Source organism: Streptomyces sp. NPDC032091 (genome assembly GCF_055580265.1).
The window spans coordinates 59,582-79,863 of record NZ_JBVILR010000018.1; the positions used below are offsets into that span (position 1 = coordinate 59,582).

Sequence of the window (20,282 nt, forward strand, 5' to 3'; positions counted from 1 at the left end):
CGGCGGCCTCCTTCTCACGTCACTCTCCTTCCAACATAGCCCACGCTCCGTGGCCGGATGATCGTCCGGCACGGTACGGGGTGGCCGCGCGGGTGCGCCGCACCGGTACCGGGTACCGGTGCGGCGCCGGGTCACCCCTGCGGCCGGGCCGGGCGGCCCGAACCCCTGGTCAGGGAGTACCCCCAGATGCCCGCGAGGGCCCCGAGGACCCCGCCGGCGGCGGTCCACAGCCAGCGGTCGGACCACCAGCCGCCGGACCAGCCGCCCTCGGGAGCGCGCGCCTCGCGCTGCTGCTCCGAGGCTCCCCCGATGCCCGGGACCAGGGGCTCGCCCAGGGCGGCGTCGACCGCCTGCGCCCCGCCCGTCTCCTTCACCTCGGCCTCGACCTGCGCCTTCACGGGCAGACCGTGGTCGTCCTCGGGCACGCCGACGACCGTCAGGCGGACGTAGTAGCTGCCCGGCAGCGGGTCGTTCGACCACGGCTCGGCCCCGGAACGGACCGTGCGCAGGGTGCAGGACAGCTCGGCGGTGGCGGCCTCCTTGGCCACCGCCACGTGCTGGTTGCCGTACGTGCAGGGCTGCCGGCGGCGCAGGCCGTCGTACAGGTCCAGCTGCCAGGTCTGCGCGCCGTGCCGGGAAGCGGACGCGGGCAGGGTCACGGTGGCCCGTACGGTGAGCCGCTGGCCGGTGTCGGCGGGCACGGCCCAGTAGAGGTAGTCGCCGGTGGACGCGGCGGCGGTGGCCTTCTGGCCCGGCCGGAACAGGGCCGCGGTGCGGAACCCGGTACCGGCCTCGGTGGGCGCGGCGCCGTCCTTGCCGGTGCCCCCGGCCGCGCTGGGCGTGGGGCTGGGGGCCGCGGTGGCGGCGGCCGCCGGGGCCAGCAGGGCCGCGCCCGCGAGGAGGGCGGCGGCCAGGGTGCGTACGGTACGCATCAGTTGGTCCTCCAGACGGAGATGCGCCAGCGCGAGATCCAGCCCCAGACCAGACCGGCGAGGAGGCCGGTGAGGACCAGCAGGCCGAGCAGCCACCAGCCGCGGCCGAGGCCGAAGGAGGCCACGTCGGAGCCGTCGTCGGGGCCGTCGACCAGGTCGACGGTCAGCTCGACGGGCATGCCGGGAGCGGTCTTGACGGCCGGGCCGGCGGAGAAGGAGTTGCCGACCTGGAGGCAGACGGTCTCGGGCTTGTCGGCCTCGTCCCCGTCCGCCTCGGCCTTCGGGTAGCGCAGGCCGGTGGAGATCACGTCGGTGCGGCCGTCGCCGGCCTCGGAGCCTCGGACGATCTCCCGGCCGTGCACGGTGGTCGCGCGCAGCAGGATCCCGTAGTCGTTGTTGACGGCCCGGTCGGCGCCGATGCTGACCGAGGCGCGCAGCTCCTGGCCGGGGCGGACGTCGACCTTGTACCAGCGGTGCTCGCCGAAGGTCTCGCGGTCGCTGTAGAGGCCGGCCTTCAGTGCCGGGGCGTTCTCGCAGCTCTTGGCGCCCTCGGTGGCCACCGGGGTGGCGACGGGATCGGCGGCCCGGACGACGAGCTGTCTGACCCTGCCGGAGAGTTCGGCGGTGTGCGCGACGGAGGTGTAGGTGCCTCCGGTGGCCTCCGCGATGCAGGTCAACTGGGCGCGGGTCTTGGCGTCGGGGACGAGCCCGAGGGTGTCCACGACGAGGTGGATGCCCTTGGCGGCGATGTCGCGGGCCACTTCGCAGGGGTCGAGCGGGGCGCAGGTGTCCTCGCCGTCGGTGATGAGCACGATGCGGCGGGTGGCGTTGCCCCCGTCCAGGTCCTGGGCGGCGGCCTGGAGGGCGGGGCCGATGGGGGTCCAGCCGGTGGGGGCGAGGGTGGCGACGGCGGTCTTGGCCTCGGTGCGGTTGACCGTGCCGACGGGGTAGAGCTGCCTGGTGTCCTTGCAGCCGACCGCCCGGTCCTCGCCCGGGTAGGTGGCGCCCAGGGTCCTTATGCCCAGGCGGACTTCGTCGGGTACCGCGTCCAGGACCTCGTTGAAGGCCTGTTTGGCCGCGGCCATGCGGGACTGGCCGTCGATGTCGGTGGCGCGCATGGAACCGCTGACGTCGAGCACGAGCTCGACCTTGGGCGGCTCCTTGGCCGGCCCGTCGGCAGCGGCGGCGGTCTGCGGGAAGAGCCCCGCGCTCAAGGCGACGAACAGGCCGAAGGCCCCGGCCGCCAGCCGTTTTCTTGTGATCATCGCCGGATCGTATTGAGGATCCGGCGGGCAGTCCAAACCGCGTTCGGTGACCGGGATCCGTCCCGGCCCGGCCGGGACGGCCGGGCGGGGACGCCTTCCTGACGGGGGGACTACCAGCGCACGGGGAGGCGGCTCACCCCGTGCATCAGGGCTCCCGGGAGCCACTCCAGCGGGCCGCCGGCCGGATCCAGCGCCAGGTCCGGGAAACGTTCGAGCAGGCCCCGGACGGCGATCCGGCCCTCCATGCGGGCGAGCGGGGCGCCGATGCAGAAGTGCAGCCCGTGCCCGAAGGCGAGGTGGCCGCCCGGGGGGCGGCGGATGTCGAACACGTCGGGTTCGGGGAAGCGGCCGGGGTCGCGGTCGGCGCCGGCCAGCGAGACCAGGACGGCCTGGCCGGCCGGAATGGTCACCCCGCCGATCTCCACGTCCTCGGCGGTGTAGCGGTAGGTGGAGTTCTGCACGGGGCCGTCGTAGCGGAGCATCTCCTCGACGGCCCCGCCCAGCAGCCCGTCGTAGTCGGCGCGCAGGTCGGCCAGTTGGGCCGGGTGCGCGAGGAGGGCCCGTACGCCGTTGGAGATGAGGTTGACGGTGGTCTCGTGCCCGGCGACCAGCAGCAGGAAGGCCATGCCGATCAGCTCCTCCGGGGAGAGCTGGTCGCCGTCCTCGTCGCGCGTGCGGATCAGCGCGCTGAGCAGGTCCTCGCCCGGGGACTGGGCCTTGGCCGCGACGAGGTCCGCGAGGTAGGCGCTGAGCTGCCGGTGGGCCGTGTTGTCGAGGGTGCCGGGCTTGGGGGCGACGACGTCGTTGGACCACTCCCGGAAGCGCTCGCGGTCGAGGTCGGGGACGCCGAGCAGTTCGCAGATGACCGTCATCGGCAGCGGGAAGGCCAGATCCCGGATCAGGTCCGCCGACCGTTCGGGGCGGGCGGCCATCGCGTCCAGCAGCTCGTCGGTGACCTGCTGGACGCGCGGCCGCATCGCCTCCACCCGGCGGGCGGTGAACTCCCGGGCGACCAGACGGCGCAGCCGGGTGTGGTGGGGCGGGTCGGATTCGAGCATGTTCGCGTTGGCGGCGGTGGGCTCGATCTCCGGGAACAGGTCCGTGGCGTGCCAGTCCTTGCGCAGGCCCGGGTGCGTCAGCGCCGCGCGGGCCTCCTCGTAGCCGACGACGAGCCAGTACGGCTCGGACAGGCGGGTGTTGTGGTCGCTGACCAGGTGCACCGGGCCCGCCGCGCGCAGCTTCGCGAAGAAGGAGTGCGGGTCGGCGTCGAAGTCCGGGCTGAGGGGAACGATGTCCGATACAGGCATCTCGCCACACTACGACGGCGACCCCGCGCCGCGCCCAGGGGAATCCGGCCACTCACCGGCGGGAGTGGCCGGTCTCCGGCGGTCAGCCCGTGCGGTCCGCGAGCCCGGCCGGGAGCCGTCCGGTGTGGACGACGCCCAGGTGCTGGGTGGCGCGGGTGAGGGCGACGTAGAGGTCGCTCGGCGGGAAGCGGTCCGGCTCGGCCACGACGACCGTGTCGAATTCCAGCCCCTTGGCCTGGCGCGGGTCCAGCAGGACGACGGGGCGGGTGAGGTCCGGCTCCTCCCCCGCCCGTACGCCGGGCAGCGCGGCGGCCAGCTCCGGGTGCAGGGCGCGCGGGGCGATCACCGCGAGCCTCCCCTCGGCGGGTGCGGTCTCGCGCACGGTCGCGGCGACGGCCGCCGCGAGGTCGTCGGCGCGGCGCACCAGGGGCCGTGCGCCGGTGGAGCGCACGGAGCGGGGCGGCTCGAAGCCGGGGTGGTGGGCGCGCAGCACGGCGGCGGCCAGCTCCATGATCTCGGCGGGCGTGCGGTAGTTGACGCCGAGCCGGACGCGCTCGAAGCGGTCGCCGACGTACGGGTCGAGGATCCGCTTCCAGGAGCCGCAGCCCGCCTCGTCGCCGGTCTGCGCCGGGTCGCCGACGAGGGTCATGGAGCGGGTGGGGCAGCGGCGCATCAGCAGCCGCCAGGCCATCTCGGACAGCTCCTGCGCCTCGTCGACGATGACGTGCCCGAAGGCCCAGGTCCGGTCGGCGGCGGCGCGTTCGGCGGCGGTGCGGTGGTCGGCCTCCTCGTGCCGCTCGGCCATCCGCTCGGCGTCGATGACGTCGTGCGCGGCGAGGTACTCCTTCTCCGTGTCCTCGAACTCGTAGGACTCCGAGCCCAGGGAGAGGTCGAGGACGCCCTGGGCGTAGGCGACGCGCTCCAGCCGGTCACGTTCGGCGGCGGCCCGTTCGGCGGTGTCGTCGACGCCGAGGAGTTCGGCGGCCTCGTCGAGCAGCGGGACGTCGGCGGGGGTCCAGTCCTCCGCGTCGGCGGCGGGCCGGCGGATCAGCGCGGCGTCCTCCTCGGAGAGGTGCGTGGGGTCGGCGAGGAAGTCGGAGACCAGCTGCCGGGGGGTCAGGTGCGGCCAGAGGGTGTCGATGGCGGCGTGCACCTCGGCGCTGGTGGCGATCTCCTTGCCGAGCTGGGCGACGTCGTCCGGGCCGAGGAGGTTGGGGCCGCCGTAGGGGTCGGCGCCGAGCCGGTCCGCGAGCTGTTCGGTGAGGGCGTCGATGACGGCGAACGCGAAGTAGGGGCGGGCCAGGTTGTGGGGCAGGCCGGTGGTGCGGGCCCGGTCGCGGGCGGCGTGGGCGATGGTGCGGTCCAGCAGGAGGGTGCCGTAGTCGTCGTGGTCGATCTCCAGGGCGGCCTCGGGGACGACGTCGTTGTCCTCGCCGCTGCCGGCGGGCACCGACTCGGGGAGGGTCTGCCGGTCCGCGACGGCCTTGGCGAGCACCTCGGCCATGGCGGCGCGGCCCTTGACCTCGGCGGCTCCGGGGCGGTCGGTCCCGGTCGCGTGGAGGCCGGGGAACAGGTCGCCGGGGGCGGCCAGGAGGACCCCGGTCTCACCGAGGGAGGGCAGGACCTCCCCGATGTAGCCGAGGAAGGCGGGGTTGGGGCCGACGATCAGCACGCCGCGCTTGCCGAGGAGCTCGCGCTGGGCGTAGAGGAGGTAGGCGGCGCGGTGCAGGGCGACGGCGGTCTTGCCGGTGCCGGGCCCGCCCTCGACGACGAGGACGCCCTGGAGGGGCGAGCGGATGACGTGGTCCTGCTCGGCCTGGATGGTCCGCACGATGTCGTGCATGCGGCCGGTGCGGGCGGCGTCGAGGGCGGCGAGCAGCACGGCGTCCGCGTCGGCCCCCTCGTAGCCGGTGCGCTCGGTGTCGGTGAGGTCGAGGATCTCGTCGTGCAGGGCGGTGACCTCCCGGCCCCGGGTGGTGAGGTGGCGCCGGCGGCGCAGGCCCATGGGGACGTGGCCGGTGGCGAGGTAGAAGGGGCGGGCGACGTCGGCGCGCCAGTCCAGGACGAGCGGGGTGCGTTCGGCGTCGTCCTGTCTGATTCCGATGCGGCCGATGTGGTGGTCACGGCCGTCGGAGAACTCCAGGCGGCCGAAACAGAGGCCGTTTTCGGCGGCGTTCAGAGCGGAAAGCAGCCCGGACTGCTCGGCGACCATCACATCGCGTTCCAGCCGCGCCTGGTATCCGTTGCCACTGGCGGCCAGGGCACCTCGGACGGCGCGTTCGGCCTTGTCCCGCAGGTCTTCGAGGCGCGCGTAGAGCATGTCGATGAATTGCTGCTCGCTCTGGAATTCCTTGTTTGACAATTTCGCTCCCTGCGCGATACGATGTCCCTGCAAAGCTTCCTCACGCCTTCTTTCCATTCTAGGCGTGAATCATCGAATATACGCAGACGCACGCCCCGGACGTCAATTCGTCCGGGGCCTTTTTCGTATCTCCGCAGGTCTCCCCCGCCGGGCCGTCCGCACCGCTCGCCGCGCGGGCGGGGGCGCCCGGACGAGTCAGGGGGTTCGCGTCATTCGCGTCATATGAGGTGATATGTACGTGATCTTCTAGCATGGCGTTCCTCCCCTCCCGCCCCGGCCTTCGTCCACCGAGGAGCGCACCGCATGTCCCGAAGAGCACCCCGGTCCGCCGCCCTGTCGGTCGCGCTGGCCGCCGCCCTGGCCGCGAGCGCCTTCCTCACCGCTCCCGCCGCCCGGGCCCACGAGGGCGGCGCCGACCACGAGCACGCCGACGCCGAGGCCGCCTTCATCGGCGCCGACCACGCCCGCGCCCACGCCGAGCGGCGCAGCGCGGCCGCGGGCGCCGCCGACTACCCGCAGGCCACGCGTACCGCGAGCCTGGCGGCGCTGACGAAGTCCCAGGCGGCCGCCAACCGGGCCGTCGTCCCGGCCCGGGACGGCCGGTTCGCGGAGTTCTTCCCCTCCCCCGACTTCGGCGTCCACCTCGCCCAGCTCCCCACCGGCAAGGTGCTGCTCTTCTCCTTCGAACGGGTCGAGGTCAACCCCACCAAGGAGACCGGCCCCACCGACCGCATCGGCCGCACGAACGCGGGCCGCGCCTTCCTGTGGGACCCGGCCAGGGGGACGGGAGCACGGGCCTTCAAGGAGGTCCGGCCGCCGACCGTGCTGATGCCGGACGGGACCCACGTCCCGCGCCCCGCGCCGTTCTTCTGCGCCGGGCACGCCTTCCTGCCCAACGGGATGCTGGCCGTCTTCGGCGGCAACGCCGGCGGCAAGGGCGGCAGCGGGGCGAAGCTCTCCTTCGTGTTCGACCCGTGGACCGAGACCTGGTTCCGCAACCGGGACATGTCGGTGGGCCGCTGGTACCCGTCGGTGGTCACCGGGGCCGACGGCCGCCAGACGATCATGTCCGGCCAGTCCGAGCGCGGTACGGGCACCCCGACGGCGGTGGTGGAGCGCTTCCCGGCGAAGGGGCTGCCCGTGCCGTGGCGGCCGTACGACATCCCGGCGGGCATGGCCGTGCAGCGGTTCCGGGCCGACGCCCCGTTCCGCAACGACTACCCGCACCTGTTCTCGCTGCGCGACGGCATGATCTACGGGCTGGGCCGCGACGCCGACCAGCAGTGGCTGTTCGACCCGGTCCGCGAGACCCGCGCCGACCTGCCCCGCCGCCCGGCGGACTTCCGCGGCTACGGCTCGGCCGTGCCCCTGCCGGCGGGACTGCGCGGCCCGGACTCGGTCCTGGTCCTGGGCGGCGACCCGCACGACCCGAACACCTACCGGCTGGCCGGCGGCCGCTGGAGCACCGAGGAGCCCCGGGCCTTCGGCCGCACCCAGGACGACACCCTGATCCTCCCCGACGCCACCCTCCTCACCGTCAACGGCGCCCTGAGCACCCGCGACTACGGCCACGGCCCCTTCAACCCCGAGGCCGACCTCAAGTACCGGCGGACGGAGCTGCGCGACGCCCGCGGCCACTGGCGGCTCGGCCCGGCCCAGCGGCTGCCCCGCGGCTACCACTCCAACGCCCTGGTGATGCCGGACGGGCGGGTGATGGTGACCGGCGACGAGCTCCAGCAGATCGCCAACGACCCCGACATCCGCGACGCGATGGACGGCAGCATCGAGATCTACGAGCCCGCCTACCTCCACCAGGGCGGCGCCCGGCCGGCCCTGGACCGGGTCCCGGGCGGCGAACTCGCCTACGGCGCCCCCTTCGAGGTCCGCAGCCGCACCGCGTCCGCCGTCCGCCGGGCCGTCCTGCTGGCACCGACGACGGTCACCCACGCGGTGAACACCAGCCAGCGGCACCTGGAGCTCGCCGTCACCGCCGTACGGGGCGACGCGATCACCCTGCGCACCCCGCCGGGCGCGGCGGACGCCCCGCCCGGGTACTACATGCTCTTCCTCCTGGACGGGCGCGGGGTGCCCGGCACCGCCAAGTGGGTGAAGCTCGGCCGCCGTTAGACCGTCCGGCCGTCCGGCCGTCCCGGGCGGGTCGCCCGGACGGCTGTGGACAACCCCTTCCCGGCGCGACACGCCCACGAACGGCCTCGTAGCGTCGTCAACGCCGGGCCCTGCGGGCCCGCCCAGGGGGAGATCTCCTGCCGAGAGGCCGTGACGATGCCCAGCGAAGACGCCCTGTCCAGCCTGCTCCGGGTCCACCGGGGCACCGCCTGCCCCGAGGAACTGGCCGCGATCACCGTCGTGGTCGCCTGCCTCGCGGGCCGCGCCGGGCAGCCCCCGGCCGCCCCCGGGCACACCGCGGCGCACCGCCGCCCGCACCCGCGGCCCGGGGGCCGCGGATGCTGGGCGGGGTGCTGGACCTGCCGCTGAGCCGGGCGCCCGTCAGGCGCGCCGCAGCAGCCGCGCCATCGCGTCCTGGAGCGCCCCGCGCGGATCGGCCTCGGCGCCCTCCGCGCGCCAGGCGACGAACCCGTCCGGGCGGACGAGGACCGCTCCGTCGGCCGGGAGCTCGTGCAGCTCCGCCCAGTCGGCGCCGTCCGGCTGGACCAGGTCGGCCTCCGGCGCCGCGCCGACGGTGTAGGCGTCCAGGCGTGCGCCCAGCTCCCGCGCGACATGGCCGGCCGCCTCCTTCCAGGGCGTGCCCGGGCTGCTGAGCAGCACGAAGGAGGTCTCGTACAGGTCGAGCAGGGAGATCCGCCGCCCCGCCCGCGTCAGCCACATGTGCGGGGCGCGGGTGCCGACGTCCCCCTTGAGCCGCATGGTCTCGGGGATGATCGGCCGGCCGGGGTCGCCGCCGACGACGGCGCCCCGGGGGTAGCAGTAGCCCATGGCGGTGGTGAGGACCCCGCTGCCGGGGCCGCCGCCCATGGTGGGCGGGGGCACGTACCCGGGGTGGCTGTGCTCGGCCGAACGGGCGGAGGCGCGCTCGCTGGTGGCGCGGGCGACGGGGAGCCGCTCGTCCTCGTAGGTGTGCAGCAGGGCGGGTCCGGCGGAGCCGTTCAGCACCGCGGCGATCTTCCAGGCCAGGTTGTGGGCGTCCTGGATGCCGGTGTTGGAGCCGAAGGCCCCGGTCGGGGACATCTCGTGCGCCGCGTCGCCGACGACGAACGCCCGGCCGACCCCGTACTGCTGTGCGACCCGTTCGGCGGCGTGCCAGGGGGCCTTGCCGCCGATCTCCACGTCCAGGTCGGGCACGCCGATGGCGGCCCGGATCTGGGCGATGCAGCGCTCCTCGGTGAAGTCCTCCAGCGTCTCGCCCGTCTCGGGGTGCCAGGGGGCGTGGAAGACCCACTGGGTCTCGTTGTCCACCGGCAGCAGCGCCCCGTCGGCGCCCGGGCGCATCAGGTAGCAGACGATGAACCGCAGGTCGCCCAGGAGGCCGGCGAGGCGCTCGGAGCGGAAGACGATGCTGACGTTGTGGAAGAGCTCGCCGCTGCCCGCCTGCCGGATGCCCAGGGCTTCGCGGACGGGGCTGCGCGGGCCGTCGGCGGCGATCAGGTAGTCGGCGCGGACGGTGAGGTGCTCGCCGGTCTCCCGGTTCTTCACCAGGGCGCTGACCCCGTCGGCGTCCTGGTCGAAGCTCATGAGCTCGGTGGAGAAGCGCACGTCGGCGCCCTGGGCGCGGCTCTGGGCGGCCAGTACCGGTTCGATGTTGTTCTGGCTGCACAGGCACCAGCCGGTGGGGCTGAAGCGGGCGAGCGCCCCGGAGGGGTCGACGGCCTTGATGAGCCACTTGTGCTCGCCGCCGATGAGCGCCTGCGTCTGCAGGATGCCCTGGTTGGCCTCCAGGGCGGAGGCCTCCTTGCGGATGGCGGGTTCGACCCCCGCCGTCCGGAACAGCTCCATGGTGCGGGCGTTGATCCCCCGTCCGCGCGGGTGGACGGAGGTTCCGGCGTGCTTCTCGACCACCATGTGCCTGATGCCGTGGCGGCTCAGGAACAGCGAGGTCGAGAGGCCCACGAGGGAACCGCCCACGACGAGGACCGGTACACGGACATCGGCATGCTCTTCCATCGGCTGCGGGCTCCTGTTTCGTGTGGGGGCTGTGGAAGGACAGTGGACGGCTTATGCCCTCGATCGGCCTCATTGCCCGGGCGAGTCGCGTCTTGTCACCCGCTTGATCCGGAGATGTCGCGATCCGTACCCGGCCGGATGACGATGAGCGACAGCGGCGGCCCCTCCCGTCCGGACCGTCCGCGTCCGGTGACCGGGGGCCACGGGCCCGCCGTCGCCGGGCGGTGGCCGGGAAGTCGCCGCCGAACGACGCAGGGGAGCGCGTACGCGCCGGCGTCCGTGCCCTCACGAAGGAGTGAGCAGATGACAACCACCCTGTCCGAACGGGTGTCGCAGTCCGCGTTCGACGGATCCATGCTCCGGGTCGTCCTGCTGATGGACCTCCACGAGGGCGCCCAGCAGCGGTTCTTCGAGGCCTACGAGCGGCTGAGGCACGACATCGCCTCGGTGCCCGGGCACCTGGGCGACCAGCTCTGCCAGTCCTTCGAGAACCCCTCGCAGTGGCTGATCACCAGCGAATGGGAGAGCGCGCCGCAGTACCTCGCCTGGGTCAACAGCGAGGCGCACGCCGAGCAGGTCCGGCCGCTGGGCGCCTGTGCCCGCTCGATGCGCCCGCTGAAGTTCACGGTGCTGCGCGAGACCGGCCGGCGCTACGACACCCCGCAGAGGGGCTTCCGCGGGCGGCTGCAGGACGGGCCGCGGCTCGGCGAGGGCATCGTCCGGCACGCGCTGACCTTCACGGTCAAGCCGGGCAGCGAGGAGAAGGTCGCCGAGATCCTGTCCTCGTACTCCTCCCCGGCGGCCCGCGTCGACGACCACACCCGGCTCCTGCGCACCTCCCTGTTCATGCACGGGAACCGGGTGGTGCGGGCCGTGGAGGTGCAGGGCGACCTGACCGCGGCGCTGCGGCACGTCTCGGAGCAGCCCGAGGTGCGGGCCGTGGAACACGCCATCAACCCGTACCTGGAGCAGGACCGGGACCTGGCCGACCCGGAGTCCGCCCGGATGTTCTTCATGCGCGCGGGCCTGCCGGCCGTCCACCACGTCGAGGCGCACGGGCCGCAGCCGGACCGGATCACCCGGCACGCGCTGTTCTACCCGGCCAAGCCGGGCTGCGGCCCGCTCGTCGCCCGGTTCCTGGCCCGCCAGGACGAGGCCGCCGCGAAGATCCCCACGAGTCCGGTGCTGAGCAGCAGCATCTTCCAGCGGGACGACGTCGTGGTCCGCCTGCTCGACGTCACCGGGCCGGCCGACGGCCGCTTCGCGGGCGGGTTCGGCCTGGACGGCCCGCGCGGCGCCGCGGTGCTGGACCGGCTGCTGACCGGTGCCCCGCACGCCCCGCACCCCATGGACCTGATCACCGACCGCCGGGCTCCGGCGCAGCCTTGATCCGGACGGGCGGCGGCACCCGGCACCGGGTGCCCGCCCCCGGGCCCGTTCCACCCCCACCCCGACCGGCAGCCCGTGAGAGGGCTCCCGTCCGCCAGGAGGAAGTCCGCCGTGACGAAACATCACCCGCGCATCGTCGACCTCAGCGAGACCCAGCCCAACCGCAGGCGCGGAGGCGATCTGCGCGCCGTCCTCACCCCGACCTCGGTGGGCTCGACCAGCGGCTTCATGGGCCTGGCGGTGATGGCCCCGGGCGAGTCGATCGCCGAGCACTACCATCCGTACTCCGAGGAGTTCGTGTACGTGGTCGCCGGCACGCTGGAGGTCGACCTCGACGGGGACACCCACCCGCTGCGCACCGACCAGGGGCTCCTGGTCCCGCTCAACGTGCGCCACCGGTTCCGCAACGTCGGCTCGACCGAGGCCCGGATGGTCTTCCACCTCGGCCCGCTCGCCCCGGACCCGAAGCTGGGGCACGTGGACACGGAGGAGGCGCCGAACCCGGACGCCACCGCCTGGGCGGAGCGCCCGCCGGAGCGCACGGGAGCGGTCTCGTGACCCGCCGGCGGGTGGCCGTCACGGGGGTGGGGGTGGTCGCCCCCGGCGGCATCGGCGCCCCCGCCTTCTGGGACCTGCTGTCCAACGGGCGTACGGCGACCAGGGGCATCACGCTCTTCGACCCGGACGGGTTCCGCTCCCGGATAGCCGCCGAGGTCGACTTCGACCCCTCCGAGCACGGTTTCACCGGGGACGAGGCGGCGCGGGCGGACCGGTACATCCAGTTCGCCCTGGTCGCGGCCCGCGAGGCGATGGCCGACGCCGGCCTGGAGCTGGACGGCGAGAGCGCCTGGCGCACCGGCGTGTCCCTGGGCACGGCGGTGGGCGGCACCACCCGGCTGGAGCACGACTACGTCGACGTCAGCCAGCGGGGCGCGTGGTGGGACGTGGACCACCGCCTCTCCTCCCCCTTCCTGCACCGGGCCTTCACCCCCGCCACCCTCGCCTCGGCGGTGGCGGAACAGACGGGGGCGCGCGGCCCCGTACAGACCGTGTCCACCGGCTGCACCTCCGGGCTCGACGCCGTCGGCTACGCGGTGCACTCCATCCAGGAGGGCCGGATGGACGTCTGCGTCGCGGGCGCCTCCGACTCGCCGGTCTCCCCCATCACCGTGGCCTGCTTCGACGCCATCAAGGCGACCTCGGCGAACAACGAGGACCCGGCGCACGCCTCCCGGCCCTTCGACGCCGACCGGGACGGTTTCGTCCTCGGCGAGGGCGGGGCGGTCCTGGTCCTGGAGGAGCTGGAGCGGGCGCGGGCCCGCGGGGCGCGGATCTACTGCGAGATCGGCGGCTACGCGACCTTCGGCAACGCCCACCACATGACCGGGCTGACCGCCGAGGGCCTGGAGATGGCCCGGGCGATCGAGAAGGCCCTGGCGCAGGCCCGGGTCGACGCCCGGGAGATCGACTACGTCAACGCGCACGGCTCCGGCACCAAGCAGAACGACCGCCACGAGACGGCGGCCGTGAAGCGGGTGCTCGGGGACCACGCCTACAAGACGCCGATGACCTCCATCAAGTCCATGGTGGGGCACTCGCTCGGCGCCATCGGGGCGATCGAACTCGCGGCCTGCGTTCTGGCGATGACCCACCATGTGGTCCCGCCTACCGCGAACTACGAGACCCCCGACCCGGAATGCGATCTGGACTACGTGCCGCGCACCGCGCGCGGGCACACCCTGCGCAACGTGCTGTCGGTGGGGAGCGGCTTCGGCGGCTTCCAGTCCGCCGTGGTCCTGACCCAGCCCAAGGAGGTACGCGCGTGAAGAGCCGTACTGCCGGTCCCGTGGCGGCCGTCACCGGTATCGGTGTGGTCGCGCCGAACGGGATCGGCGCGGAGGCCTTCTGGAAGGCCACCCAGGCCGGCGACAGCGTCCTGGACCGGGTGACTCGGCAGGGCTGCGAGCACCTTCCGGTGCGGGTGGCGGGCGAGGTGCGCGGGTTCGACCCGGGCTCGCTGGTCGAGGACCGGTTCCTGGTCCAGACGGACCGCTTCAGCCACTACGCGCTGGCCGCGGCCGACCTCGCGCTGGAGCACGCCCGGCTGGGCCGCGCCGACTACGAGGACGACCCGTACGCGGTGGGCGTGGTGACGGCGGCCGGGTCGGGCGGCGGAGAGTTCGGGCAGCGCGAGCTCCAGCGGCTGTGGGGGCAGGGCCCCCGCTACGTGGGCCCGTACCAGTCGATCGCCTGGTTCTACGCGGCCAGCACCGGCCAGATCTCCATCCGGCGCGGGTTCAAGGGCCCGTGCGGGGTGGTGTGCAGCGACGAGGCGGGCGGGCTGGACGCCTTCGCGCACGCCGTGCGGGCGCTGCGGCAGGGCAGCCGGGCGATGCTGGTCGGCGCGACGGAGGCCCCGCTCGCCCCCTACTCGGTGGTCTGCCAGGTGGGGTACGAGGGGCTGAGCACCGCGGACGACCCGGAGCGCGCCTACCGGCCCTTCACGGCGAAGGCCTGCGGGTTCGTCCCGGCCGAGGGCGGTGCGATGTTCACCGTCGAGGACGCGGCCGGGGCCGCGCGGCGGGGCGCGCCCGTCCGGGCCCTGCTGGCCGGGCACTGCGCCACCTTCACCCCGCCCGGGCGGCCGGAGGACTCCGAGGGGCTGGCGCACGCCGTCCGCGGCGCCCTGCGGGAGGCCGGCTGCGCGCCGGAGGAGGTGGACGTGGTCTTCGCGGACGCCCTGGGCACCCCCGAGGCGGACGCGGCCGAGGCGGCGGCGCTGCGGTCGGCACTGGGCGCGCACGGGTCGAAGGTGCCGGTGACGGCGCCCAAGACCGGGACCGGGCGGGCGTACTGCGCGGCCGGGACCCTGGACGCGGCCGCCGCCGTCCTGGCGCTGGAGCACGGTGTCGTACCGCCCACGCCGAACGTCTTCGACGTCTGCCACGACCTCGACGTGGTCACCGGCAGCGCCCGCGTCGCCCCCCTGCGGACCGCGCTCGTCCTGAGCCGGGGCCGGATGGGGTCGAACGCCGCACTCGTCCTGCGCAAGGGAGATTGAGGCCGGCGCGCAGTGATCCGTACCCCGTCCTCCAGGGCCGTGCGGGCGACCGGCCGGCCCCCGGGAAGCAGGAGAGAGAAGGCACGATGTCCGACCGACTGACCATGGAAGAGCTGGCCACCCTCATGAAGGGCGCCGGCATCACCGTCGACCCCGCGGAGCTGACGAGCCGTCCGGACTCGCGGTTCGACGACTACGGCCTGGATTCGCTGGGCCTGCTCGGCATCGTGGGCGAGCTGGAGAACCGGCGCGGCCGGGCGCTGCCCGCCGACGCCGACCGCTGCAAGAGCCCGCGCGAGTTCGTCGACCTCGTCAACAACAGCCTCATGACAGGAGCCTGATATGCCCGGCCACACCGACAACGAGATCACCGTCAAGGCACCCGTGGACGTCGTCTGGGACGTCACGAACGACCTGCCGAACTGGCCCGAGCTGTTCAGCGAGTACGCGTCCGTCGAGATCCTGGAGCAGGCCGGGAACACCACCCGCTTCCGCCTGGCCATGCACCCCGACGAGAACGGGATCGTGTGGAGCTGGGTCTCGGAGCGGACGGTGGACCGCGCGGGGCTCACGGTGAAGGCGCGCCGGGTGGAGACCGGCCCGTTCGCGCACATGAACATCCACTGGGAGTACGGCGAGGTGCCGGGCGGCACCCGGATGCGGTGGGTGCAGGACTTCGCGATGAAGCCGGACGCGCCGATCGACGACGCGGGGATGACCGACCGCATCAACCACAACTCCAGGATCCAGATGGAACTGATCCGGGACAAGATCGAGCGCGCGCACCGGGCGAAGGCCACGTCCCCGGCGGGCCGGGGCTGACCGCCCTCCCCTCCCCCGCCCCACCTGAAAGGCGACCCTCGATGCACCAAGCCCTCATCGTGGCCCGGATGGCACCCGGTTCCGCGCCCGACATCGCCGGCCTGTTCGCCGCCTCGGACGCGGGCGAGCTGCCGCGCCTGGTCGGGGTCCGGCGCCGCAGCCTCTTCCAGTTCGGGGAGGTGTACATGCACCTGGTCGAGTGCGACACCGATCCCGGTCCGGCCATCGCCAAGGTCGTCGGGCACCCGGAGTTCCGCGACCTGAGCGACCGGCTCCAGGCGTACGTCAGCCCGCACGACCCGGAGACGTGGCGGAGCCCCAAGGACGCCATGGCCCACCGGTTCTACCTCTGGGAGCGGGACGCCGCCCGGTAGTCCGTACGGGTGCCCAAGCCGGCGCCGCACCGTCGGGCGGCCTGGGCACCCACGGCCAGTGACGGGGGGAATTCGGCAGGTAGTTTTTGAATGAATACCTGACTGAATTGCCGTCAACAAGGTTCCACCTCTTATCTCGATTTGATAACGACCTCGCTTTAATGGCCTGGACCTTTGTCGCGCGACGCGCGTAACTCCCTTGTTTTTTACGCAGATTGACAGTTCATCAAATCAGGCCCGTAGGTAACGGATAGATTTCCCGAGCCCGGCTCCCGTTTGTCCGAATTCTTCACGGCGCTCATCTGGCACGCTTCTGCGCACCCACTCCCCTGACCAGGACTTGAGGTGCGCATGACAGCACGACCCAAGGGCCGGCGCCGCCGGGCCGACCAACGCCGCTCACCGCGGAAGCTGATACTCCTGACCGCCGCGGCGGCGTCGGCGGCGCTGCTCGCGGGCGGTCTCGCCTACTCCCGCCTCGCCCCCGACGCCGGGGCGAGCACCCCCACGCTGGCCGGAGCCCCGGCCGCAGCCGCGGAGCCGGCCGCCGCCCCGGCCCGTGACGAGGAGCCGGCCCCGCTCGCGAAGAAGCCCGCGAACGAGGACGCCAAGGGCATGGTCTACGACGGCCTCGACGCCGCCCCCAAGGGCGACCGCTGCGCCGGCGTCTACCGCACGGGGGCCGGGCTCTGCACCCACGGACCCGACGCCCCGCCCAAGGACGTCGACATCAAGGCCGACGTCCCGCCCGTGGTCAAGGCCAAGGCCGCGGCGGCCGATCCGGCCGCCCCCGCCTCCGCCGATCCGGCCGCCACGGACGGCGGCGGGCGTCCTCAGGACGCGCCCGCCGCCGACGCCCGCAGCGTGGCGGCGAGCGCGAAGGCCCCGGCCCCGCCCTCCGGCGGCCAGGCGGTCGCCACCGGTCCGGCCGGCCAGACCGTCCAGTGCGACGGCGACGGCAGCACCGGCAACCGCGTCCAGGTCGTGTACGCGCACGGCCCGGGCCGCGACCGGTACGCCGAGTACGCGGCCTCGTTCCGCAAGTGGGCCGTGGACGCCGACATGATCTACGCGGCCAGCGCCAAGGAGACCGGCGGCATCCGCCACATCCGCTACGTGACGGCCGCCGACTGCACGCCCTCGGTGCTGGACATCGAGCTCCCGGACTCCGCCCTCGCCGAGTTCAGCGCCACCAACAACGCGCTGGCCGGCAAGGGGCTCAACCGCCGCGACCGCAAGTACATGATCTTCGCGGACACCCAGGTCTACTGCGGCATCGGCACCTTCAACGGCGACGAGCGCCACGGCCAGGACAACCTGAGCAACTTCGGCCCCTCCTACGGCCGTACCGACTCCGGCTGCTGGGGCGGGCACACCGCCGCCCACGAACTCGGCCACAACCTGGGCGCGGTGAACAACAGCGCGCCCAACACCAGCCGGGGCGCGCACTGCACGGACGAGTACGACGTCATGTGCTACTCGGACACGCCGTACTACCCGCAGATGCGCTACGTCTGCAACAACCAGGCGAAGGAGAACATCCTCGACTGCAACCACGACGACTACTTCCACACCAGTCCCCAGCCGGGCAGCTACCTCGCCACCCACTGGAACATCGCCGACAACCAGTTCCTGATGCGCACGGAGGGCGGGGGCGGCGGCACCGACCCGAACCCCTCCCCGAAGCCCACGCCGACGCCCACCAAGAAGCCCTCGGGCGGCCCGGCGGTGACCGCCGGCCAGATCCAGGCCGACTCCGTGGTGCTGAGCTGGCCCAAGGTCGACGGGGCCGCCTGGTACCAGGTGCTGCTCAACGACAAGCACCTGACCTGGGTCCAGTCCACGTCCCTGCGCGTCTACAACCTGCGTCCCGGCACCGCGTACACGGCCGCCGTCTCCGTCCGCGACACCGCCGGCCGTGACAGCGGCGCCGGCAAGGCCGCGTCCTTCCGCACGGCCGACTCCGGCGGCGGCGCCACGACCACCCCGGGCACCCGCTACGTGCTCGGCAACGGCAGCAGCGGCATGGCCGCCGAACTGTGGGGCGGCCGCACCGCCGACGGAACGGTCCTCGTCGCCGGCCGGTCCAACGGCTACGCGCAGCAGCAGTGGTACTTCGACGACGCCGGCAGCGGCCTGGTGCGGATCCGCTCGGCGGTCTCCGGCAAGTGCCTCCAGCCCGGCGGCGCCCCGGCGGCGGGCATGTGGATCGCGCAGCAGCCCTGCTCCGGCGGCTCGGCCGCCCAGCAGTGGAAGGTCTCCGCGCGCGACGGCGCGGTGACCGTGTCCGACCCGAGCGGCGGCTTCGCCCTCGCGGTGAGCAACCGGCCCTACTACGGGGACTGGCTGCTCGAACTCCAGCGCACGGACGGCCGTCCGGCGCAGGTCTGGACGGCCCGCAAGGCCGCCTGACCCCCGATGACCGGCGGGCGGCCCTACTCCCCTAGGGCCGCCCGCCCCCGTGTACCCCCTCCCGCACTCCACCTCATCTGGAGCACCGTGAGCACTCCGAGCACCGCCCCGGCCCGTATCCGGCGCGCCGCCGTGGCGCCCCTGACCGCGCCCGCCCTCACCGCGCTGGCCCTGACCGCCGTCGCCGTCGTCGTCACGGCCGGGCCCGCCCAGGCCCATGGCGACACCCTGAACGTGGTGATCACCGGCCAGGCGGCGGGACACGTCACCGCCGACGTCACCTGGGAGAACGACGGGGACGCCGTCGAGGAGGCCGTGGCCGCCACCGTGAACGCCGTCAGCGCCGACGGCACCCGGACGGAAGGCCCCTGGAAGCTGGTGCGCGACCCCGGCCGGGCGGCGGGCTGGACCACCGCCGAGACGCTCCCCGCCGGGACCTGGACGGTCACCGTCGAGGCGGGCTTCCCCTCCCTGGGCCGCGCCCGCAAGGAGGTCGGCGTCCCGGTGACGGACCCGGCGCCGTCGACGGCCGCCTCCACGCCCGCTTCCCCCGCCACCCCGTCCCCTCTGGTCACGGCAGCCCCGCCCGCCTCCTCCGTCCCTCCCGCCTCCACGGCTTCGGCGGACCCGGCGCCGGGCGGCAGCTCCGCCGGCTGGTGGACGACCGCCGGCGTGGCCGGGATCGCCCTGCTGGGCGCCGCCGCCGGGATCCTCCTGCGCCGCGCCCGCCGCCGCTGACGCAGCGCCGACGGAGTGTCGCCCCGCCCGGCCGGGCGGGGCCTTGCATGGTGGTTCCCGGCGGCGGATCGCCAGGGACACCGCTGCGGACGACTACGGCTGGGGACGGCACATGAAGGCCACGGAGGTACTCGCGGACGGCTTCGGGCGGATCCGGGAGGCGGTCCACGAGACGGTCGAAGGACTCACGGCCGAGCGGCTCAACGCCCGCCCCGACCCGGAGGCCAACTCGATCGCCTGGCTCGTGTGGCACCTGACCCGGATCCAGGACGACCACGTCGCCGGCGCCGCCGGGCAGGAACAGCTCTGGCGGTCCGCGGGCTGGGCCGGCCGCTTCGACCTGCCGCTGCCCGTCGCCGACCACGGCTACGGGCACACGGCGGAGCAGGCCGCGAGCGTCCGCGTCGACTCGGCCGAGCTGCTGCTGGACTACTACGACGCGGTGCACGAGGCCTCCCTGCGCTACGTGCGCGGGCTGGCCGCCGCCGACCTGGAGCGCGTCGTCGACGAGCGCTGGGACCCTCCGGTCACCCTGGGGGTCCGCCTCGTCAGCGTCCTGGCCGACGACCTCCAGCACGCGGGCCAGGCCGCCTACGTACGGGGTCTGCTGGAGCGGCGCTGAGCCGGCACCTCACCTCCCCCTCCATATTGCGGAAAAGAATTTCCACGATGCGATAGGTTATGGATCTCCGGTGCAGCCCGCACCGCAGACCCGCAGCTGGAGGAGAGAAGAAGATGAGCGAGAGTCGCGTCGCCCTGGTCACCGGTTCTTCCTCGGGGATCGGGGCCGCCGTCGCCGAGCGGCTGGCCGCCGAGGGGATCCGCGTGGTCGTCAACTCCGCCCGCAGCGCGCAGGCCGGCAAGGAGCTCGCGGCGCGGCTCCCGGACGCCGTGTACGTACAGGGGGACGTCTCCGACCCCGAGGACGCCCGGCGGATCGTGCGGGCCGCGATAGACGCCTACGGGCGGCTGGACGTCCTGGTCAACAACGCGGGCGTGACCCGCTTCATCCCGCTCGGCGACCTGGAGGCCGCCGACGCGCGGGCGTGGCGGGAGATCTTCGACGTGAACGTCATCGGGGCCTGGCAGATGATCACCGCGGCCGTCCCGCACCTGAAGGCGTCCGGGGCGGGTTCCGTCGTCAACATCTCCTCGGTGTCCGCGACCCGGGCGCTGGGGAGTTCGGTCCCCTACGCCGTGAGCAAGGCGGCCGTCAACCACATGACCCGGCTGCTCGCCTCCCAGCTGGGCCCTTCGGTCCGGGTGAACGCCGTGGCGCCCGGGCTGATCGACACGCCCTGGTACGACGGGGCGGAGGAGGTCTGGGAGAGCTCGCGCGAGTGGATCACCGAGAACACCCCGCTGCACCGGGTGGGTACGCCCCAGGACGTGGCGGAGGCGACGCTGTACCTGGTGAACGCCGCCTACACGACGGGCGACGTGCTCACGGTCGACGGCGGCCGGCACGTCGTCTGACCGG

General features: G+C 73.8%; 18 protein-coding genes. 13 read left to right on the top strand and 5 right to left on the bottom strand.

Annotation, left to right across the window (positions count from 1 at the left end):
* Positions 1-131 precede the first annotated feature (131 nt).
* The 4 genes from ACZ5NJ_RS26340 to ACZ5NJ_RS26355 all read right to left on the bottom strand — a co-directional run bounded on the left by ACZ5NJ_RS26340 (position 132) and on the right by ACZ5NJ_RS26355 (position 5,824).
* On the bottom strand, positions 132-932 hold the full coding sequence (locus tag ACZ5NJ_RS26340) for a hypothetical protein (RefSeq protein WP_468767730.1): 801 nt from the start codon (positions 930-932) through the stop codon (positions 132-134).
* A complete protein-coding gene (locus ACZ5NJ_RS26345) occupies positions 932-2,197 on the bottom strand; it encodes a VWA domain-containing protein (protein WP_468767732.1) in 1,266 nt (421 codons plus the stop codon). Before ACZ5NJ_RS26345 ends, ACZ5NJ_RS26340 begins: the two co-directional genes overlap by 1 nt.
* A 110-nt stretch (positions 2,198-2,307) precedes the next feature.
* A complete protein-coding gene (locus tag ACZ5NJ_RS26350) occupies positions 2,308-3,504 on the bottom strand; it encodes a cytochrome P450 family protein (protein WP_468767734.1) in 1,197 nt (398 codons plus the stop codon).
* A gap of 82 nt (positions 3,505-3,586) precedes the next feature.
* Positions 3,587-5,824, bottom strand: a complete 2,238-nt coding sequence (locus ACZ5NJ_RS26355; protein WP_468767897.1) for a HelD family protein — start codon at positions 5,822-5,824, stop codon at positions 3,587-3,589.
* Between the two features lie 345 nt (positions 5,825-6,169).
* On the opposite strand from ACZ5NJ_RS26355, the gene ACZ5NJ_RS26360 reads away from it, so the two are divergent.
* Complete coding sequence (locus ACZ5NJ_RS26360) at positions 6,170-7,993, top strand: galactose oxidase-like domain-containing protein (protein ID WP_468767736.1); 1,824 nt, start codon at positions 6,170-6,172, stop codon at positions 7,991-7,993.
* Positions 7,994-8,149: 156 nt separating this feature from the next.
* Positions 8,150-8,362 (top strand): acyl-CoA carboxylase subunit epsilon, encoded by a 213-nt coding sequence (locus ACZ5NJ_RS26365; RefSeq protein ID WP_468767739.1) that lies wholly within the window; start codon positions 8,150-8,152, stop codon positions 8,360-8,362.
* Positions 8,363-8,374: 12 nt separating this feature from the next.
* Here ACZ5NJ_RS26365 and ACZ5NJ_RS26370 read toward each other — a convergent pair whose 3' ends face one another.
* Entirely contained in the window at positions 8,375-10,006 is a 1,632-nt protein-coding gene (locus ACZ5NJ_RS26370) for an FAD-dependent oxidoreductase (protein ID WP_468767741.1), read from the bottom strand.
* Positions 10,007-10,309: 303 nt separating this feature from the next.
* Between ACZ5NJ_RS26370 and ACZ5NJ_RS26375 the strand changes: the two genes are divergently transcribed.
* The 11 genes from ACZ5NJ_RS26375 (at position 10,310) to ACZ5NJ_RS26425 (ending at position 20,278) form a co-directional block, all read left to right on the top strand.
* Positions 10,310-11,395, top strand: coding sequence for a SchA/CurD-like domain-containing protein (locus ACZ5NJ_RS26375; protein ID WP_468767743.1), 1,086 nt, complete (start codon positions 10,310-10,312; stop codon positions 11,393-11,395).
* Positions 11,396-11,506: 111 nt separating this feature from the next.
* Positions 11,507-11,953, top strand: a complete 447-nt coding sequence (locus tag ACZ5NJ_RS26380) for a cupin domain-containing protein (RefSeq protein ID WP_468767744.1) — start codon at positions 11,507-11,509, stop codon at positions 11,951-11,953.
* Positions 11,950-13,221 (top strand): beta-ketoacyl-[acyl-carrier-protein] synthase family protein, encoded by a 1,272-nt coding sequence (locus ACZ5NJ_RS26385; RefSeq protein WP_468767746.1) that lies wholly within the window; start codon positions 11,950-11,952, stop codon positions 13,219-13,221. The genes ACZ5NJ_RS26380 and ACZ5NJ_RS26385 overlap by 4 nt, the downstream gene beginning before the upstream one ends.
* Entirely contained in the window at positions 13,218-14,456 is a 1,239-nt protein-coding gene (locus ACZ5NJ_RS26390) for a beta-ketoacyl synthase N-terminal-like domain-containing protein (protein WP_468767748.1), read from the top strand. The genes ACZ5NJ_RS26385 and ACZ5NJ_RS26390 overlap by 4 nt, the downstream gene beginning before the upstream one ends.
* 86 nt (positions 14,457-14,542) lie before the next feature.
* Positions 14,543-14,797 (top strand): acyl carrier protein, encoded by a 255-nt coding sequence (locus ACZ5NJ_RS26395; RefSeq protein ID WP_079424051.1) that lies wholly within the window; start codon positions 14,543-14,545, stop codon positions 14,795-14,797.
* A gap of 1 nt (position 14,798) precedes the next feature.
* Positions 14,799-15,278, top strand: a complete 480-nt coding sequence (locus ACZ5NJ_RS26400) for an SRPBCC family protein (protein WP_468767750.1) — start codon at positions 14,799-14,801, stop codon at positions 15,276-15,278.
* Between the two features lie 41 nt (positions 15,279-15,319).
* On the top strand, positions 15,320-15,652 hold the full coding sequence (locus tag ACZ5NJ_RS26405; protein ID WP_468767751.1) for a TcmI family type II polyketide cyclase: 333 nt from the start codon (positions 15,320-15,322) through the stop codon (positions 15,650-15,652).
* A 351-nt stretch (positions 15,653-16,003) separates the two neighbouring features.
* Positions 16,004-18,064, top strand: coding sequence for an RICIN domain-containing protein (locus tag ACZ5NJ_RS26410; RefSeq protein WP_468767753.1), 2,061 nt, complete (start codon positions 16,004-16,006; stop codon positions 18,062-18,064).
* An 87-nt stretch (positions 18,065-18,151) separates the two neighbouring features.
* Positions 18,152-18,802 carry a hypothetical protein gene (locus ACZ5NJ_RS26415; RefSeq protein WP_468767755.1) on the top strand — a complete coding sequence of 217 codons (651 nt, stop codon included), beginning with the start codon at positions 18,152-18,154 and terminating at the stop codon, positions 18,800-18,802.
* Between the two features lie 112 nt (positions 18,803-18,914).
* On the top strand, positions 18,915-19,424 hold the full coding sequence (locus ACZ5NJ_RS26420; protein ID WP_468767756.1) for a mycothiol transferase: 510 nt from the start codon (positions 18,915-18,917) through the stop codon (positions 19,422-19,424).
* Positions 19,425-19,537: 113 nt separating this feature from the next.
* Complete coding sequence (locus ACZ5NJ_RS26425) at positions 19,538-20,278, top strand: SDR family NAD(P)-dependent oxidoreductase (RefSeq protein WP_468767758.1); 741 nt, start codon at positions 19,538-19,540, stop codon at positions 20,276-20,278.
* The last annotated feature ends 4 nt before the right edge of the window (positions 20,279-20,282 follow it).

Coding starts and splice junctions, on each gene's coding strand:
- ACZ5NJ_RS26340 (WP_468767730.1), bottom strand. CDS start 932: ATGCGTACCGTACGCACCCTGGCCGCCGCCCTCCTCGCGGGCGCGGCC.
- ACZ5NJ_RS26345 (WP_468767732.1), bottom strand. CDS start 2,197: ATGATCACAAGAAAACGGCTGGCGGCCGGGGCCTTCGGCCTGTTCGTC.
- ACZ5NJ_RS26350 (WP_468767734.1), bottom strand. CDS start 3,504: ATGCCTGTATCGGACATCGTTCCCCTCAGCCCGGACTTCGACGCCGAC.
- ACZ5NJ_RS26355 (WP_468767897.1), bottom strand. CDS start 5,824: ATGCTCTACGCGCGCCTCGAAGACCTGCGGGACAAGGCCGAACGCGCC.
- ACZ5NJ_RS26360 (WP_468767736.1), top strand. CDS start 6,170: ATGTCCCGAAGAGCACCCCGGTCCGCCGCCCTGTCGGTCGCGCTGGCC.
- ACZ5NJ_RS26365 (WP_468767739.1), top strand. CDS start 8,150: ATGCCCAGCGAAGACGCCCTGTCCAGCCTGCTCCGGGTCCACCGGGGC.
- ACZ5NJ_RS26370 (WP_468767741.1), bottom strand. CDS start 10,006: ATGGAAGAGCATGCCGATGTCCGTGTACCGGTCCTCGTCGTGGGCGGT.
- ACZ5NJ_RS26375 (WP_468767743.1), top strand. CDS start 10,310: ATGACAACCACCCTGTCCGAACGGGTGTCGCAGTCCGCGTTCGACGGA.
- ACZ5NJ_RS26395 (WP_079424051.1), top strand. CDS start 14,543: ATGTCCGACCGACTGACCATGGAAGAGCTGGCCACCCTCATGAAGGGC.
- ACZ5NJ_RS26400 (WP_468767750.1), top strand. CDS start 14,799: ATGCCCGGCCACACCGACAACGAGATCACCGTCAAGGCACCCGTGGAC.
- ACZ5NJ_RS26405 (WP_468767751.1), top strand. CDS start 15,320: ATGCACCAAGCCCTCATCGTGGCCCGGATGGCACCCGGTTCCGCGCCC.
- ACZ5NJ_RS26410 (WP_468767753.1), top strand. CDS start 16,004: ATGACAGCACGACCCAAGGGCCGGCGCCGCCGGGCCGACCAACGCCGC.
- ACZ5NJ_RS26420 (WP_468767756.1), top strand. CDS start 18,915: ATGAAGGCCACGGAGGTACTCGCGGACGGCTTCGGGCGGATCCGGGAG.
- ACZ5NJ_RS26425 (WP_468767758.1), top strand. CDS start 19,538: ATGAGCGAGAGTCGCGTCGCCCTGGTCACCGGTTCTTCCTCGGGGATC.